Source organism: Arthrobacter sp. R3-55 (genome assembly GCF_054161505.1).
In genome coordinates, this window is the sequence record NZ_CP096423.1 from 4,280,784 (window position 1) to 4,298,566 (window position 17,783).

General features: G+C 58.8%; 11 protein-coding genes. 6 read left to right on the forward strand and 5 right to left on the reverse strand.

Annotated features, from left to right (window positions below; genetic code table 11):
* Positions 1-736 precede the first annotated feature (736 nt).
* Together M1D51_RS19550 and M1D51_RS19555 are read left to right on the forward strand one after the other, a co-directional pair.
* Positions 737-1,294 (forward strand): hypothetical protein, encoded by a 558-nt coding sequence (locus tag M1D51_RS19550; protein WP_458107685.1) that lies wholly within the window; start codon positions 737-739, stop codon positions 1,292-1,294.
* A gap of 133 nt (positions 1,295-1,427) precedes the next feature.
* Positions 1,428-2,429 (forward strand): hypothetical protein, encoded by a 1,002-nt coding sequence (locus M1D51_RS19555; RefSeq protein WP_458107686.1) that lies wholly within the window; start codon positions 1,428-1,430, stop codon positions 2,427-2,429.
* A gap of 381 nt (positions 2,430-2,810) precedes the next feature.
* Here the strand turns inward: M1D51_RS19555 and M1D51_RS19560 are convergent, their stop codons facing one another.
* The 5 genes from M1D51_RS19560 to M1D51_RS19580 form a co-directional block, all read right to left on the reverse strand.
* Positions 2,811-5,414: a DEAD/DEAH box helicase gene (locus tag M1D51_RS19560; protein WP_458107687.1), complete on the reverse strand. Its 2,604-nt coding sequence runs from the start codon at positions 5,412-5,414 to the stop codon at positions 2,811-2,813.
* Positions 5,411-7,072, reverse strand: a complete 1,662-nt coding sequence (locus M1D51_RS19565; protein ID WP_458107688.1) for an Eco57I restriction-modification methylase domain-containing protein — start codon at positions 7,070-7,072, stop codon at positions 5,411-5,413. Before M1D51_RS19565 ends, M1D51_RS19560 begins: the two co-directional genes overlap by 4 nt.
* A gap of 8 nt (positions 7,073-7,080) precedes the next feature.
* Positions 7,081-7,890, reverse strand: a complete 810-nt coding sequence (locus M1D51_RS19570) for a hypothetical protein (protein WP_458107689.1) — start codon at positions 7,888-7,890, stop codon at positions 7,081-7,083.
* A 291-nt stretch (positions 7,891-8,181) separates the two neighbouring features.
* Positions 8,182-9,069 carry a hypothetical protein gene (locus M1D51_RS19575; RefSeq protein ID WP_458107690.1) on the reverse strand — a complete coding sequence of 296 codons (888 nt, stop codon included), beginning with the start codon at positions 9,067-9,069 and terminating at the stop codon, positions 8,182-8,184.
* Positions 9,070-9,522: 453 nt separating this feature from the next.
* Positions 9,523-11,757: a GmrSD restriction endonuclease domain-containing protein gene (locus M1D51_RS19580; RefSeq protein WP_458107691.1), complete on the reverse strand. Its 2,235-nt coding sequence runs from the start codon at positions 11,755-11,757 to the stop codon at positions 9,523-9,525.
* Between the two features lie 784 nt (positions 11,758-12,541).
* On the opposite strand from M1D51_RS19580, the gene M1D51_RS19585 reads away from it, so the two are divergent.
* The 4 genes from M1D51_RS19585 to M1D51_RS19600 all read left to right on the forward strand — a co-directional run bounded on the left by M1D51_RS19585 (position 12,542) and on the right by M1D51_RS19600 (position 17,085).
* Positions 12,542-14,086 carry an SIR2 family protein gene (locus tag M1D51_RS19585; protein WP_458107692.1) on the forward strand — a complete coding sequence of 515 codons (1,545 nt, stop codon included), beginning with the start codon at positions 12,542-12,544 and terminating at the stop codon, positions 14,084-14,086.
* A gap of 158 nt (positions 14,087-14,244) precedes the next feature.
* Positions 14,245-15,072, forward strand: a complete 828-nt coding sequence (locus M1D51_RS19590; protein WP_458107693.1) for a hypothetical protein — start codon at positions 14,245-14,247, stop codon at positions 15,070-15,072.
* Between the two features lie 235 nt (positions 15,073-15,307).
* Positions 15,308-16,042 carry a hypothetical protein gene (locus M1D51_RS19595; protein ID WP_458107694.1) on the forward strand — a complete coding sequence of 245 codons (735 nt, stop codon included), beginning with the start codon at positions 15,308-15,310 and terminating at the stop codon, positions 16,040-16,042.
* A gap of 98 nt (positions 16,043-16,140) precedes the next feature.
* A complete protein-coding gene (locus M1D51_RS19600) occupies positions 16,141-17,085 on the forward strand; it encodes a competence protein CoiA family protein (protein WP_458107695.1) in 945 nt (314 codons plus the stop codon).
* Positions 17,086-17,783: the final 698 nt, after the last annotated feature.

A 17,783-nucleotide genomic window follows, 5' to 3' on the forward strand; every position in this document is an offset into this window, starting at 1 on the left:
CCGCGCAAGTCCGGGTCCCACCCCGAAAGTCTTCGGCAGGCCAGGACGTTCGACACCATCAAACGCCACTACATCAGACTGGGACTCTGTTCCCGCTGCGCTGCCCAAGCAGCGTGGGGTCATCAGTTGGGCTTTTCTGACCACGAACTGCCATGCGAGGCTTGTAAGCCAATTGTCGCCACATTTCCGGCAAAGAAGCCGAACGGGTGGCGGAGCAGTAGTCCGCGGCGGGATGCCAAGTTCTCGTCAACCATCCCCCCGAGAACGGGTCGGAACAGGCTCTGAAGCCTATTGCCTGACAACGCCATCGCAAGACGTGCGGTGAGTCTCCGCTGTCGTGAGGGCGATAGTTGAACAGCAAACAGCCACCCTAAGCGCTCGGCCTTGATGGTGACATATTTCCAGTGCACGAGGATGCCCCTGACATTTCAGCAGTCGGGCAATTGGCGGTCATACCCATGGGCGACAGACAGAATTACTTGGCGCGGCTTCCCCGCCTGAAATTCAGCGGACTTCCATCTAGGCAGCTCTCGTCATCACTCACCGGCACCTCATCCCTGGCAAGTTTCTGACAACGTACGCATGCCCGGCATCGACCGTCTACACATCTGCTGCGGTGTCAGACCTGAGCCGGCTGGACCGTAAGCGAGCAACACTGGCCCCTACTTATGTTGATTTCAAGTAGAGAGCGAGAGTGTGCGTTACTTTTGAGCCTTCGGCCCGTTAGCATGGCCATGTGGTGACGACCAATTCCCCTACAAAGAGCATGCTCGCGGCTATTGGTCGAGTGGCAGGCGAAAGCGCGATTGTTGATGACCTCCTCCGCGAGCTGTATTGCTGCCTCATCGGGTCACCCTTCGGTCGAGTCATTACGGCCGGCGAGGACTCAGCCGCCCTTGGGCGAACCTGCCTCAAGGTAATGCGCTACAACAACAGCCTGAGCGATGATCACATTGAAGAAATAATTATGATCACAAAGAGGCTGGCAAAGCTGCGCATCTCCCGGAACCTGCTAGTTCACGCCGTCTGGCAGCGCGGAACTAAACCAGGCGAACATGTCGCCGTCCTTAGCCGAAGGGTTTCCGAGAAGGCATCGGGGATGGGAACCCATCAGGTAGCTGTGTGGACCCCTGGAGAAGCCGAAGCTGTTGCCGAGGAGTTCGCCAGCTGCGCGGATTTCCTTGAATCTTTCATGGAGCAAAATTTCCGTGAATACCCACATCCTGACCTTTACCAGCGAAAAGTCTGGGCTGGCTTCACAACGGCAATGGAGGGGTTAGCTAATCCTTCCTGAGCAGCTATGACTCGCTCATAAGCCGCGCCGTTTGCAATTTACGTCGCCAGCCACCATGTGTGCCCCCTGTTTCGGACTCCTCGAACACAGGTACGTGGAACGTGCAGGGCGAAATCTTTGACAGAATCAACACATGATGGCTGATATCTTGTCTCGCTTCCCTTTGGCTCGCGTGGAACCAGGAGACTGGGACTGGACCGCGTGGGGGACTATTGCGACTGGATCTGCTGCAGTTGTGACGGCTGTTACTGTCGTGTTCGTGGCATTCCAGACTCGCGCTACGCGAAAAGCGGCAAACGAGGCGAAACGGAGTGCCGATGCTGCTAACCGCGCACTCGACTACGCGCAAACCCAGCTTGACTACGCGCATCAGCAGCATCTCCAGTCACTCTATGTGACTGCCGAGACTGTCAGGACGCGCATCGATGCAGAGATGCCTCGGCTTGTTATTGAAGAAGCCACGATCCTCAAGGATGTAAAGGTGTCTGGAGGAGCCGCCTTACCCGAGGCGATCGTGGATCCCCACGATCGCAACCTGGAAGTCGAACATTCGATTAGGATCCGCATCAAGAACGACGGCCCAAAGAGCGCCAAGCTTCTTTTCAACCGCCCGATAAAGTACCACGTAGTTGACGCCGCTCGAGTCGAGGGCATAAATCAACTCGCGGGGATCAACAAGGACATCCCAGTAGGGGTAGGTGAAACTTTGGCAGGCGAGTTCACACTGAGTCGGCCGGCTGGCTTCTGGATGGATACCCACCAGGCCAGAGTGGCTGGCGGCGGTGAACTCGCAAACTACCCGCAGCTGAATATTAGATCGCTGACCGACGCGGACTCAGGCGCGCACGAGAGCCACACAATCACTTTGACAGGTACCGCCCTGGTGCCAGTTCCTCACGACAAAGGTCGCTGGATCCACAGGCTTTACAGCGAAGTAAACGGCGAAATCAGCGAACTGTCTGCATTCATTGAACCCGCGCAGCGGACTTACTTCATTTCCCGACTTCGCAACGAACTACTTCCCGCCTTAGCCTGGAAAGACATAGCCGAGGTACCAAAGCGTCCGTTGGGAACCGGCAGCCAATACTCTTCTCCTCCGCCAGAGCCAAAGTCACGACCCAAAAGGTCAGAGTGACGCCAGCAAGATCAGGCGGCCCGTTCACGGCGTTGGTGGACGCCGGCCAGGTGAACGCCGGGGCGGCGCCGCGGTTCCTCACGATCAGGCGCGCAGCAGGTCCCGAACGCCAGTTGGAAAGAACACACGACAACCCACCAACAACGCTTGTGCAATCGCGAGACGAACGCCTAAGGGGCAGTCCGAAAACACACCCGCATGTCCTTGAGTCCGGCAGATTCCAGAACCATACACCAGCGCCGGCCTCCTCATGGGACGCCCTTTTCGGCAACGCCACAACGGGCAAGCATGCCAAGGCTCGAGCTGCGAGTGCGTGGGCTCAGGAGTAGGGGCGCCGGGATGCCTTCCGACTTCCGTCGTGGAGACGAGCAGTTGAACCCCTCAGTTTGAGTATGGAGGCAGTTCGACAGCTGAATCCCACAACCCCATCCGGACTTTCGAGAGGTCCTGTGCTGCAGCGCCCAAGTAGTCGAGGCTGGAGCGCTCAAACAGGCGGAACTGCCAGATGGCCTCGTTCATGTGTGCTGGATGGAAAACACCGACCTCAGAAAGCTTGTGGAAGTCAGCCAGCGTCAGGCCTGTGACGCGCTCGAACAGCTGCGTGTCCAAAGACTCGATGACGTCGATAAGGGCTTCTTCTCTGTGATCGGTGAGATACATGAACACCGGCACCGCCTGGGCGAACTTAAGCAATTTAGAGCGCAGTGTGTTGACCTGCTCGCGTTTGGCTTTGCGGGCTGCCCTAAGCTCGGGGTCTTCTGTCTCGTCAGAACCAGCGCCCCTCGGCTTCTTGCCCTCGCGCAGCTTTTGGGATTGAGCGATGATCTTGGTCGCGTCCTGGCGCAGGCTACGGAAGTCTTCCATCTGCTCAAGGCGATGGACCAGTTCGTTGTCGGACAGAAGCTTGGCAAGGACGTCTTCAGACAGGTCGATCAGCCGCGGGCTGCCCCAGCGTTTAGCCAGCATGGCGGCACCGGCACCGGCCGTTCCCCAGTCCATGACGCCGTTGACATCAACCGGATCCATACGGCCGCCGTCGAACGCGAAGATTGGCAGGAACTCGATCAGCTCGCCGATTACGTCGGACGGCGCTGTCTTTGTCGCTCCTCCAGCAAGCTTTGTTCCGTACTGGTAAATGAGGGTGAGTGCACGGTTGGGGTCGAAGTCAAACACGAAGCACGTGTCTTTGTTGACAGTACGCGTCCCATCGTCCTCGCGGATCACCCAGGGCGACTGCACTCTAAAGGCGGCCTGAAAGTACGACTCCGGTGACTTAAGAGACCGCAGGATGAGGATGGCGCCCCATTGGGGGACGGTGACACCCGTCATGAGCTTCCCGACGGACAGCGTGATGGTCTGTTTCCCGAGCTTGGCAGCCTGTACCAGCATTGCGTCGACGGGCTCCTTAGCTGCCGCTCCCATCCTCGCGCCGTTTCCTGCAGCAACGTGGACAAGGAAATCGCGGAAATAAGGATGAGCCCCAAGGGCAGCTCTCATTGCATTTGCGGAAGCGACGGTCGGCAAGAACCAAATGGTGTGGTCAACGGCACCGGAGAACCTAACGTCGCTGTAAGGGAACGGCGGCTTGAAATTGTTGAGCAGTTTCTCAGTGGCCGACTGGGTGAGCCGGCCCCGTAGCATATTGAGGAACTCATCCACGCGGGCGGGGTCCGTGAAGTGGTACTCCGAGCCGATCTTCTTTGCCTCAAAATAGCCGGACAGATCGAACAGTCCGTCAGCCCCCTGCTCGATGGCAGTTGATGCCATCTCGGACAGTCTGTAGGTGAACATCTGCATCTGCGGCAATTCGCGGTACGGGTTGCGATTCGGGTCTCGGGCCGGGTCAATCGCCCACTGCTGCTTCGCGTTTTGCTCGTCGGGGTACGACCAGTTATAGATCGCATCCTCATTGAACTCGCCTTCGGTCAATGCCCGGAACGGTGTGCCCGAGAGGTATAGGTAGTGCCGACTGGATAGGTGAAGTTGCCCAGCATCGAGGTCGGATGCGATCCCGGCGTCCGGGGTGGCGGAGTACAGGCGTGGTGTGCCTGCGACCGCGAGATCGATGATCTCATCCGCGTGCTCAGCCTCCGCCTCCGCGGCCCTCAGATCGGACTTGCCCGCATCGGCGACCGGCGGAGCGGGGCTGGTCACTTCCTTAGCGGCGCCCTGCCACGCACCGAAGTGGTATTCGTCCAGGACTACACAGTCCCAGTCGATCAAGTGAAGGTCGACGTTATGGGCCTTGACATCGCCGCCTGTGGTCGTTCCCAGCAGGTCTTGGAAGGATACAAACCACACGATGGGATCAGGTGTGTCCGGGTCACAGGGGTTGTTACGGTCGGCATACACCCAGTTGGCGAAGTCGACGTGTCCGCTGAGATCATCACGCCAGGAGTTGCGCACAGCGGGCTTGTACGTGAGGACGAGGACACGCTTCCAGCCCATGCGCCGGGCGAGTTGGTATGTGGTAAATGTCTTGCCGAAGCGCATTTTCGCATTCCACAGGAACCGGGGAGGATGTGAGTCGTTGGTGTGTTCTGTGAAGTACGCCGCTGTCTGCTCGATGGCAGCAGCCTGCTCGGGGCGTATCGGGAAATCATCGGTGCGTGCTGGGTCGTAGGTGGTGCCGGCGCGGACGGCGGTAATCGCTGCGCGTACCTCGGCAAGGGTTGCCTGGACTACTTCGCTGTCCCGCTGAACGCCGGCCGTGTCAAGGACCTTGTGGATCGCATGATCATCGAATGGGGTTCCATCTCGACGAACCGCTGGTTCGTCGAGATGGATTACTATGCCGTCCCCGTCGGGATAGACGGTTCCGGTCTGCTCCTTGATGCGCACTCGTGAGTCGGGTCGCCCGGTGTAGCCGACCTTGAATCGTCCACGCCCGTTTACAGTGACGGATCCGACCGTGCGGGTCCAGTCCGTATCATAGCCCGGGGCGCTGTAGACGTAGATCCGGCCTGGAACCTTATTGGCCTTCACTCATCGTCCTGATCGCTGTCATCAACGTCTGGTGCCTCCGTCTCGTTGCGGACGCCCGGGGGCCGGTACTTGATGCCGCCGGGCAAGTGGGAGGCTGGGGTGGGCGAATCGAGCGACAGAATGGGTTCGCGCGGGTGGATTGTCGACTCAATGTACACGGCTTCATCCTCGCTAATACCGAAGTGCTGGTAAAGGTCGGCATCCGTCCACCGACGCTTCATGTCCAGCAGGGGCACAAAGCGGAACCGGTCTGGAGTGACGTCCTGGGTGGTCTTACGCTGCAGAACGAGGAAGCGAACGAATTTTGTCGTCAGGTAGTGAGCGTAGTTCTCGGTTTCCTCGCGTGTGCCGAACATACCGGCGATGAAATACGTCTGCGTGCATGCCGATCCAGGTGCGAGCGCGATGGGTTCGCCCAGTACGTACGATACCTCGCGGCCATGTCCGTCCCCAGCCCTGGGAAGCAGCACTTTCCACGTGTTGATCCATTGGTGGTTGCGCTGGATCTGGTCGGTTCGGCTGTACCCGACGTGGCTTGCGTAGATAAGCGGGATCGCACCGTCGAACGGCTCGGGTACGCTGCCTGGATAGTTGGAGCGCATAGTGAGGCCGAACGGCTTGGTGACAGTGCACAACTCTTCGGCGCTCTTCATGGATTTGGAGCTGACCTTCTCGACGATACTCATTGCCTTGTTGTCCCGAATGAGTACGCCGTGGCCCATGCGCAAGTCCCGCTTCATGCTCGAGATGATCGTTCCGTCGATCCGCGTAGAGAACTCGCAGTCCCCGTCGTGGTCTCGGTCCCACAGGAAGTAGCTCACGCCACCCTTAATTTCCACGCCTGGAAAGCAGTCAAAGAGCTTCGGATTGTCGACGATGGCTCGCAGTCGACGGTCAGCGATCATGCGGGTCCGGAACTCCCCGAGGCCTTTGCCCCCAGTGAACCAGCGCGATGGGGTGATCATAGCCACGTACTTCGGCTCCATCGCGATCGCGCGCTCGACGAAATGGTGATAGATCGTGGAAGCAGTAGACCCAAATCCCTGCGTCTCCAACTGGTACGGGGGGTTCCCAACGATCACATCGAACTGCATGTCTTTCGTCTCCTCTGTTGGGTATGCCCCGTGAATGAATGCGTGTGCGTAGTTCTCTCTGGTCGCGCCGCGCTCCAGCTCCACCGGGGCGGCGCAGATTCGACACGGGCCGGCCGGGCGTCCCTGACGATTCAGAGGATAGTCATGCTCTGCCCATACGAAGGGCAGGTTCCCATCCGGGGTATCGAAGGACGCGATCGATAGTGGGCTGGTGGCATCTCGGGATATGTACACCGAACGCCGTGTCATTTCCCCGTGTACCAGGGATACGGCGCAGCCGTAGAGCATCTTCGTAAGGATGTGTTCCGCGCGTTTTGCCGGGTCCGTTTCCCACTCGGCGAGCCCCTGCATGAGTCGTCGTGCGACTTCCCGCAGGATCGAACCAGATTTTGTCGCCGGGTCCAGCCACCTATAGTCGGGATTGGACCACACCTCGGTGGGAAGAACGTCCAGCAATGCTCGGGCCAGCACCGGGGGTGTGGGGACGGAATCTGACGACAGGGCTGCGATCACGTCGAGGATGTCAGGCATGTTCGGTCTTGTCCGGACGACTTTGCTGGTCATGTCCGTGGTCATCGCAACGCCAGTGCCCATGATTGAGCTGACTCCAGTGCTGTCTTCTCGTGCACCAACGCGGCATAGTGAACGGGTTCGCTGTCCTGGATGCGCTCCGCCCAAAATAGGTCCCGCTCATTCGGAGGGACCAGAGCATTACTCCACACGCGAACAAAGCAGCCCCCGGGCCGTGGCTGCCAGTCACAGAGCTGGACCTGCTCCGGCGCGTTGAGGGTGTCCCCGACGACAATGTTGTCCCCGAGGATGAGCGCAGATGCGTGCAAGAAGCCAGTCGTGGGCTGTGTGGTGTTTGCATCGAACTGATAATGCTCAAGTAGTACGTTGGCCATTCGCCCAAGGGCTTCCGAAATGTTCTCAGCAGAGATGTCAACGCCGTAGATCGAAGCGATCGCTCGCAACAGTCGATGCTCGTATTGCTCCTGCGATACGCAGTCATTTTTGGCGACTAGCCGAAGCTTGCGTCTGAGGACCTCTGTGAGGAAGTTGCCCGATCCGCAAGCTGGTTCCAGGAACTTCACGTCAAGGGCAATGAAAGCGTCTGGCAGCTGGTCCAGCATTGCGTCGACTTCGCGTTGATGCGTAAATACCTCTGCCAGGTCCCGCACCCGCTCGCGTGAGCGAACCTGGGCAAGCTGCGCTTTCAGGGGTGCGAGGCTGGCGTCCTCGGTGACGGGCGCTGTATCGGCACGGGTCTCGCAAGGAGCATTACCAACGAGTATCGGATCTGACGGCGGGTTCCAGCCAGCGTCGGGATCCTGGGTGCTGTCTTGGCTCCAGTGTGGCGCCCACCAGTCAGGCGAAGTCATTCCGCCCCCTTTATCTCAGTCTGTCCCTTGCAGTCTCACTGTAGCGGCTTCCTCAGAGGATTCTGGACAAGAACATGACCGTCTGCAGCGGGCTAAGACGTTGTTAGGCCATAAGAAAGGCGTCAGGGTCCGGTTGGGCATGCCTTTCCGGCATACGAGGCAGCGCCGCAGCATCCCACTTCGTTGGAACTGGGACGCCCTCCCCGATGGCACTAACTCAAACAGATCTGGCGGCAGTACCGTCTTGCATGGCATGGCTACGGGGCGCAGTACCTAAGAAATTGCAGCGAGTTAGGCGGTGTCCTGCTGCATTATGTCCCAGATTTCCTGGCGCGCCGCAGGGAAATCGAACTTCCTATTAGACATGAGCGACGTGACTCGCTCGAGAGGCCACTCGGTCAACGTACCGTAGCGAGCCGAGAAGATGCCCAACCGGTCAATGTTGTATTGGTTTGAGTAATCCAGCAGCGCATAGCCAAGAAGCTGATATACATGATCGGCTTTCAGCACGTCTGGGCGGAGTCCCTCCTTGTTCCTGGGAGCAAGTGTGGTCTTGATATCAACTAGCAATCCATTTGCGATGAGGTCAGCTTCCGCGGCAATGCGTTGGGTGGCGCCGAGCGTCGAGAGATCGAAGGTGGGACCTAGGCTCAGTGGACCTGCGAGCTTCGGAATGAGGCGTACTTCGGCGAGTTCCTTCAACGCAACTAGCTCAGCGACAGCGGCATCATTCGCTTGCTCAAGCATCTTGTCCACGGTGAAGTCATTGCTGTGCACCAGATCGGGTACGAGAGGAGCCCAGGCAGCACCCGCCCGGTATGCGCTCACGCAGAGAGCTAGAGCCCAGGCCGCGCGAGCGGCTAGCTCACTGTCACCCGACCGACCAACGAGGCCCGCTAGTTCCTTGACAATTTCGTGGTAGGTCGCGTTAAAGGGAAAGAGTATGAGCGCTGACTCCGGGGTCTCGTCAGGCTCAAGGAGTAGACGCACGATCAGATCGACAGCAGTTCCCACGTTTCCGGCGTTCGCCCCTAACGAGTCGATGACGAGGTCGCCCGCAAGCGCTTTATATTCAGCCTGAAGCGGCTTCGCATTGGGAAAGTTGGCGCGGAGGTATTGACCGATAGAGGTTTTCGGGTCTTTGACGTCTTTACTGAACAGCCCTGTGGTGTTGTACATGTCATGACGATAACTGGGATGAGAGACAGCGCCCGCCACAACGTATACAGATCGATATACAGGGTGTCACATTTCCTTGGAAATGGAACAGCCAGATCGGGGAACTCCCCATCTGCGACGCTCGGCGATAAATGGCGGCTTTAAGCCCTATATCGCCGAACTTTTACGTCACTTCCCCGCCATTGGTGCTAAATGACTGGAAAGGCGTCGATTCGGAAAATCTACGCATGCTTGCCGGCAGCGATAACGACGTCCCTGCGGACATCCGAGATCAGGACGGCACCGCTGAATGACCATGGGATTCAGGCTATTCCACCCGCAAACCGAGGCCATGAAGTCGGCAATACCGGCGCCAGCTAGTGATCGATAAACGGAACAGCTATGCGTCTGAGGCTTGGCAAAATTCAGCCCAGCGCGTCCGAAGTGCTTGGGAAGAGCCAGAAGCCTGCTGACCTATTCGTCGTCAACTTCGTCTGCGCCCTCCGCGGCGACCAGTTCGGCCTCGATCTGCTCTGAGACTTGGGCATCCACGCCGACCTCGTCTCCTTGGTCATCTTCGCCAAGGCTGGCGCGGTATTCGTTGCGAACTTCCCAGAGCGACTTCCCAGACCCTTGGATCTTCCAGAATCGCCAACCATTGATCCCGCCCCGATACAGGCCGGTTGAGTTAGCAGCCACCCCCGCCGCGGACGGCGTGTCATAACCGACATCGCCGACGAACACGCGCCCGTCGAGCCCAACCGCGGCGGTCGCACCGTTTAGGACAGCGGGACGAGCGACGAGAACGGTTCCCGGTTGGATGAGCCCCTCCGAGACAAGCAGAGCCAGATCGACTTCCCCCAAAGCTTCAGGCTGCGCCGGATGCGTTGCGAGTCCAATATGTCCTGCTGGGGCAGGCCAAACCTCTAGGACCGATGCCGCGAGCGTCGACGTACGTGCTGCAATCGCCGTTTCGTCCCAGTCGGTTGGGACGGACTGAATGACATCGTTCGTGAGGAGAACGTCGTTAATGTGCTTAAAGTGCTCTACCTTCGTCGCCCACGACCCGTTTGATACCTTCGAATTCAGTTTCTGGGTCACCAAGGTGAGATTGCCGATTTCATGGAGAGCACGGTCACGTGACGCCGCCTTCATCTCGGCTTCCTCGGGCGACCAGACAGCCGGCCAGTTTGCCCGCCACTTCCGAGGCAGGAAGTGCTCGACCGTACCAACCCCACGCGCGATCGGCCCCATACCAAGGGCATTCCAATCAGGGTAACCACGGCGGTAATCTTCGAGCGCTTCAAGGATCATTCGGAGTCGAGCCCGAAGATACTTGTTGTATGCCGGCGCGCCCTTCAGCGCCGAGATGACCTCTGCGTCATCCGGCCAGTAGCCGACGGGCGTCTTGTTCGAAGCGAGGTAGGACCGGACTTCAATGGCTAGACGATCGTGCGGCTGCTTGCTGAGGTGAACGATGAGGTCGACCATGAATCGGTTCGTGCCCTGCGAAGGGGCTTTCACGATCGCGCGGCGGACAAACCAGCTTTCGAGGTACTTGAGGATCTCGGTCTTATCTATTTCCGGAACATCCTGCTGCGGCTCCTCATCTAGCCAGATCAGCAGCGGTCGAACGACCTCAGAATCGAGAGTGCCGACGCGGTAACTGAACCATTGCGCCCTCGTCAACGGACCGTTTACCGCATGCGCTCCCTCGATCACGAACCGATATCTGTCCGCCGCCGTCTTGATCTCCGGTAGCAAGTTAGACAGATCGGGCCGCTTGTCATTCACGTAACTCTTGAATTGAGTAAATAGCTCTCGAATCGGGAAGTCATCGAGCAGTCGGGCGCGCAGCCAGTGCCAGAGGAACCAGGACGCGCGCGGGTGCGAGACGCGTCCGGCCGTGACCGGCGTGACCCACCACGGAGTCTCGAGTTCAGCCCAATTACTGAGGTAGGCGACTTCGACTTCCGCTTCGGTGCCAGCATGATTCTGGAAAATAAAGTTCTTGATTAGGTCCGCAGCGCTCAGTGGCTCGCCCCGTGCATTCAGCGTCTCAAAGATCGCCTGGGCATCCTCTGTCGCGTCGAGGCGGATGCTCACGATCTCGAGCTGACCGGACACGGCATCAACGAGAAGCTTCGCACTAATCTCGAGCTCGTCCGCTTTGTCGAGCCACAGGCCGATGGAATAGCTAAAGTACTGATGCGCTTCAGCGAGCCGCGATGGCACGACGCTAGAATAGTCAACCGGAGCCGAGGCGCTCATGACCGACTTGAACCCTACCCGGTCTAGATTCGTCGGCCAGACCTTGAAACGGTCATCCTGCTTCTTGAGAAAGGCAGCCGGATTAACGATAAGCGGCTCGACCTGCGCCGCGAGCATCGACAGACCGCGGGCGTCAAGCTGCGAGTGAAGGGCGTCGAGGAGGATCTGAAGCGTCGTGAGTCGCTGCTGACCATCGATGACGCTCCACTCCGGCATGGAACCGAGCGTGGAAGGCAGCTGCTGCACGACGAAAGCGCCGAGGAAATGCGTGGCGGCCGGGTTCTTCGTGGCCAGCACATCAGCGAGCCGAGCTATGTCCTCCCACAGTGGCTCCCATTGCCGCTCCTTGGACCACACGTAAGGGCGCTGGAAAAGGGGCACCACCATTCTCGAGGGCTGATAAAAGACCTCCCGTGGATTGACCTTCTCGGGCTTCATGCCTTGTTCTCGTTCGTCGCCATAACTGCATATTCCTAGCTGGGTGAATCAATTGTCATCCGCTGTCATCAGTTCCCCGGAAGGGATGGCCCGAGACAAGCCCATACCTGAACCTACACAGCCCGGCTGACGTTCAGGAATATCAACGGCCGCGGCGCGCCGCACCGATCCCTAACTGATCTTGCAGTTCGTCACGCGCCTGCCCGTAGCTCTGGTTCGACACAGACTTCTGCGACTAGCGACGGCCAGATCTCAAGCCCCGAGGCTGGCTGCTTCATGGAGTCATTAGGGGCCCAAATCAACTGAAACGAACTGCGACCATTCACACCTATCGCTGTTCTGGTTGCGAGACGCCCCGAGTCCCCACCCCGACCGCATCTAACGCTCTTTAGAGGCTGTGCGTGACCCGGGCTACCTGAGTTCCGTAAGACTTGCTCGCGAAATGCCCAGTGAAGGGCCCCAAACGCTACTAAATGTCAAACCGCCTTCTTAGAAGCAGGACAGCCTCCCATCGTTCAGGGCTGCAAGAATACGATTCCAGAAGTAGCTGACGGCGTTTGTCCACCGCTTGTCGGGGCTTGGGCCAGCAAGAGGATCGGCTCACGAGCACTCGAATTAGAGGCTTCCCTCTGCTGCAGGTAACCTCCCCGCGTGCAACCGGAAATGCTGACCGCCGGTGGTAACTTCGACCTTAGTGGGTAGCGACAACCAAGCTGCGCGCCTCGGGGGTTTTGCATCAATGGCCGGGGAAAATGCATGTCAGGACCAGAAAGAAGGCTAAACCTTGGGAGTAGTAGCAGATTACCTCGGCCCCCATCTAAAGGGTCTGGCCGGCCCGTACCTCTTCGTGGGTTCCGGACTCTCCCGCCGTTATGCGGGCATCCCAGACTGGGAGGGGCTCCTTCGGTATTTCGCGGACCTGACGTCTAATCCGTATGCATACTACAAAGGTCTCGCCGGTAGTGACCTTCCAAAAACCGCCAGCTTGATTGCGGATGCTTTCTACCCGGTGTGGTGGAAGTCCCCGGACTTCGAGGCATCCAGAGCCAAATGGCAGGACCAGGTGACAGACCCATCATCTGCGCTGAAGATCGAAGTTGCCAATCTGGTTGATAGCAAGGTTGCCAATACTCCCATCCCGCCGGACCACGTGGCTGAGTTCGATCTTCTCAAGGCCCTAGACGCCGACGGAGTCATCACCACAAACTACGATCCTCTCCTGACAAAGGCTTACGAGAGCTATACCGCGTTTGTCGGCCAGGACGAGCTCCTGTTTTCTGACACTCAGGGAATCGCCGAGATCTACATGATTCACGGCTCATCGACAGACCCCGGATCACTTGTTCTCACCGCAGAAGACTATGAAGACTTCCGAGCCCGTAACGCCTACCTGGCGGCAAAACTAATGACCGTCTTCGTCGAACACCCGGTCATCTTTCTCGGCTACAGCATGAGTGACCTCAATATTCAGGAAATCCTAGAGTCTCTCGTAACAGCCATGAGAGGCAAGAACGTAGATAAGCTGCGCGACCGCTTAATATTCGTAGACTGGCAACCCACCGCCTCACCGGAGGTGCGGACAAGGTCCGTCCTGGCTAACGGCGTAAGCATTCAAGCCGTAGAAATCGTTGTCCCCGACTTCGTGGAACTCTTCACAGTGCTGGGTCAACGCGAACGAGCCATGCCCGCCCGCGTGCTGCGCCACCTGAAATCCCAGGTCTACGAATTGGTCAAGAGCAACGATCCTCATGGACGCCTGGTACGCGTATCCGACATTGAGGATGATGAAAACACCGAGAACTTTGATGTCGTGTTCGGTGTCGGAGCGAAGATGACCGTAAAGGGAATCATCGGCCTCACTCGTCACGACATCATGGACGACGTCCTTGAAGCCCCAGATCGAGGCTTGGCGCCTGAGCAGGTCGTTGCTAACGCCCTACCTCATTTTCAGCTGGCCTGGTACGTGCCCTGCTTCAAGTATTTGCGCCAGATGGGTGCGCTGACAGCGGAAGGGGAGATTGGTCCATCCGCAAAGGTTCCGTCCCAAGCCAAAAAGCGCGTGGACCGGGTCAACGGGCTGCTGCGCCCGCGGTCGGAACCCCAGACTCTCACTATGGACGAGCTGGTCTCGAAAAGGGGAACCGAATGGATCTTCAAAAACCCATGGGAGGTCGTCCGCTACACAGCTGACTGGGCAGGGTTGCAGGAATACCTGCTTGCGAATATTGCACAACGCCAATATTCGTGGTGGACAACGCAATACGGCAAACTCTGCGTGGTCTACGACTGGCTTCGCTACGCATCTGATCAAGGCACGTCGGCGAAGTAGCTACGGGGGCTACTGCCCCTGCGGGCTCCAGTCGCGGCACAAGATTCTCGACAGTGCCGTAGGGACACCATTTGCCGTGAATTCTCGTAGGCAAAACTATGATCAGAGCACGGGCGACACGTAATGGGCCATCTTGGGCCTCGGAAGAAAGGACAGGAATGGCGGACGCATCTCGAAAACCGTCCACACAGTTCCGTGTCGAAAAGGCCGCCGGCGAATGGTGGACCATGACATACGGTGGACCGCAAGGCAGAGGTGTTCACTGGGATCCCATAAGTCCCGACGAACAACCTCAGACACCGGACTGTTCGCGCACGTATGCCGAGTCCGCGCCGGACGACGATCTGCGCGCCAAACAGTGGAGTGGATTCTTCGAGGACCTGCTTTATTGGTTTTTGGACGCGGCGAAGCCGTATGTGAAAGAGGCGTTTGAAGAGGCAAAGCCCTATATGAAGGTCTGGTTCGAAGATGTGGCGCTTCCCTGGATGAAGACAAAGGCGAAGATCGCCTGGGACCACCTAATGAAAAAGAAGCTCGCAGCGTCGAATCCCGCCCCGACTCCCAAAGAAGCACGTGTCACCGATGTCGATCCTTCGACGGCCATTGATCTCGCCAAAGGGGTCGAGGCCGCCCAAGGCCACACTCCCGATCTCACTCCGGAGCAAGCCCGAAAACAGCTAGAGGACATCGCAGACCTTACGAGGTTTGTTGCCTTAAGGCTAAAAGAGCTTTCCGACGCCGTAATAAGAGACCCCGGAGAGTCAGATGAGATGTTTCTTGCGCGACAAAAACAAGCGGAGCAGCTTGCCCTTCATAACGTCACCGCCAACATCCAGCTAATGCTGATACAGGGCATGGATTTGGGTGAAGCGGTAGCGCTGCTGGCCGACAGCCCTCTTCTCTACGCTGCTGGCAAAGTCGAGGCCGGTGTACGGCGAATCGAACGATCCTCCGAATCCCCCCGCGCCTCTCAGCCCCGTAAGTAATCCGCCTCAGTGGGATCTACCATGCCCACACTGGCCGGATTGCTGCCTTGCCCGTATGGCATGCGGACGCCTTGGCCGCGCCTTGGTCCTTCCGCGGAGCAGACTCGTGACAGGCGCGTTCTTTTTCCCTGACAATCGAGACACGTGGTCGTCACTACAAATACCACTCAGTTCCTGTTAGGCGTGTGCTGCTGTAGACCAACGAGGTTAGGTGGCGGGTGGAAATATAGAGTCGATGGACGACTACAGCACCACGGCAAACGAAGCCGCCGATACATTGGGCATCACCGGTCTCGAGCTACGCAATCGGCTGCGTGCAGAAAGACCTCCAGGGGCCATCCAAGTTCCGAACAAGAAGAACGGCCGGTGGTATCTTGCCGGTTGGTATGTGGAACAGCTGGCTGCCGAGTATGGTCGGTCCACCGGTCATGCGAAGGAATACACCACCTGTTCTGCTCCCACCTCCGAGATTGTGAATTACCACCTGCCAGCGACTGACAGAGGGCATCGGGTCTGGTCTGAATGGGTACCGTTCGACCTAGCCCTGCCGCTCGCCCCGCTGTTCCCGGGCGTTTATACGTTCCGCAAGGCGGACGAGCCGGAACCCGGTCCGGTGTACATCGGGATGGCTGGGGAACGCAAGGGCACAGGGATCCGTGGTCGGCTGTCCATTTACGCGAGCGGGCGGGGAGCGACATCCGGTCTTGGTGAGCACGCGATGGACCGAGCACTGGCCGACCCGGCATGGATTCAAGCACGCTTGGACGAGGCCATCGCAGGTCGACCGATGCGCGCAACAGTGGCTGCCCGCTCTGCTATCGACCACGCACGTCTAGAAGTTCGCTGGCAAACTGTGTCGACCAGAGCTGAGGCATTGGTGCTTGAGGGCCAGTTGATCGCTGAACACGCTGGGCGATTGTGGAACCGCCATCGGCGCTTCCGGATGAAAATGCAGGAGCCTCACATATGAGGCATGCTCCCGGCGCCGCAGCAGTCCGGACTTAGTAGGCCGGATTCCGCGGCGGCACAGCAGAAGTTATTGTCAGCCCCCGGGCTCATACTCTCGTCATGATCGAAGTACGTTCTCTATGTCCTCGCAAGTGGGAGCCCTCGGACCCACTAGTCGCCTACAACAATGCTGATGGGCAGGTTGTCGCTGCGGAGTTGATGAGCCGCGGGAACAGCTCGTATTACGACCGCTACGGGTACAAGGGCTCCAAGGACATTGTGTGCATCGACTGCAAGCAGGGCGGCCAGGACGTTCCGGTCATACTCGTTGATTCCGAGAAGAGACGCCTTCATTTCCGCCACAGGCAGGGAGATGCGCCCGACGGGCTAGGCAGGCACGGGGAGACTGCTGAACACATGCGCGGCAAGAACATCATCACGGAGTGGTCCAGGCACCAGCACCACGTCATCCCGGGGTCCGTCGAAGAAGAGTTCTGGGTGACCGGTGCCCGGCTGCGCAGCGACGTGAAGGCGACTCTGGCCAGCGGCCAGCAGCTCGCGTTCGAGGTCCAGCGCAAGCCGATGGAGTGGAGGGACTGGGACCGTCGCCACGGCGGGTATGAGCGCGGCGGAATCCGAGACGTGTGGCTGTGGTCCCCGGACGTTCCCGTTCCGATCCTTGACCTGCCGCTGACGAGCGTCGTCCTCGACCTTGAGCATGAGTCGATGGGGATCCTCGTTGCGAATTACACCACCGGATACCGTCATCCCACCGCCGAGCAACACATGCGTACCCCCACCCACTTTGCATCCGCCCCGCTGCCGGAGTGGCGTATCTCTGCCACCGGCACCCTAGTTCCACCGCCCGGTCTAGGAAAGTACATCGGGGAGAAGCCAGAGCTGGCCCGACTAACACAGCTAAAGGCCTATCGACAGGGAGCGAGGAGGCCCCCCGAAGCCCACTTGCTTCCCGTTTCCTCCGGCCTCCATGAGATGCGGACCAGTGGCGCCGAGACCCAGCGCGTCAACGATGCCATAGCGCGCGTTTTCGGCAGAGATCGCTAGGCGGGCCCGACGCCCAGGGCGACATGATTTGCCGGACAGAGCGAGACTCATTGGAGAGCTTCAGGGGCCATGAACCTCGACTGATCACAGAACCAGACCAATTCAAAGGCGTTGGTGATGCAGGGGGCGCTCCACATTAGTTCGGCACTTCCTGAAGGGCTACGCGGTCGTTTTCCCTGCCCTGCATGGCAGGGACCGACCGCGCTCCCAAGCAGCTCAGGCCTGCAGCGGCTCGTCGCAGGCTTTGCAGGCTTTCCGTGCGCCGACCCCACCGACTTCGATTACCAGCAGTCGCTTAGGGTTTTCATCCCACACGTTACCCACCGAGTTGCACCAAGCTGGGTGGTAGACCTTTCCCGAACTGACGACGTAAACCTGGTCTGCGCCCACCCTGGGCGACCCATCAATGCGGCGTGATGCCGGCTCTACGGCGTGCAGCACACCGAGCTCCCTAGACTCCTTCTTGGCTCTAGCGGCTGCTTTCCAAGTGCGGCGGTGGGGGTACTCCATCAGTACTTCTTTTCTTCGATGACCTTGAAGGTAGCGGTCGAGCCGCGCTGGCAATCATCCATGGCAGAAACCTTCATGGAAGAAAGCTACGCCACTGTGACCGGTTTCCTTGCAACAGAAACACAGTACTTATCCCGTGGTCGGAATGCCGGTAGCACCCTCTGGACCTTACCCTCGGGGCACCGTCG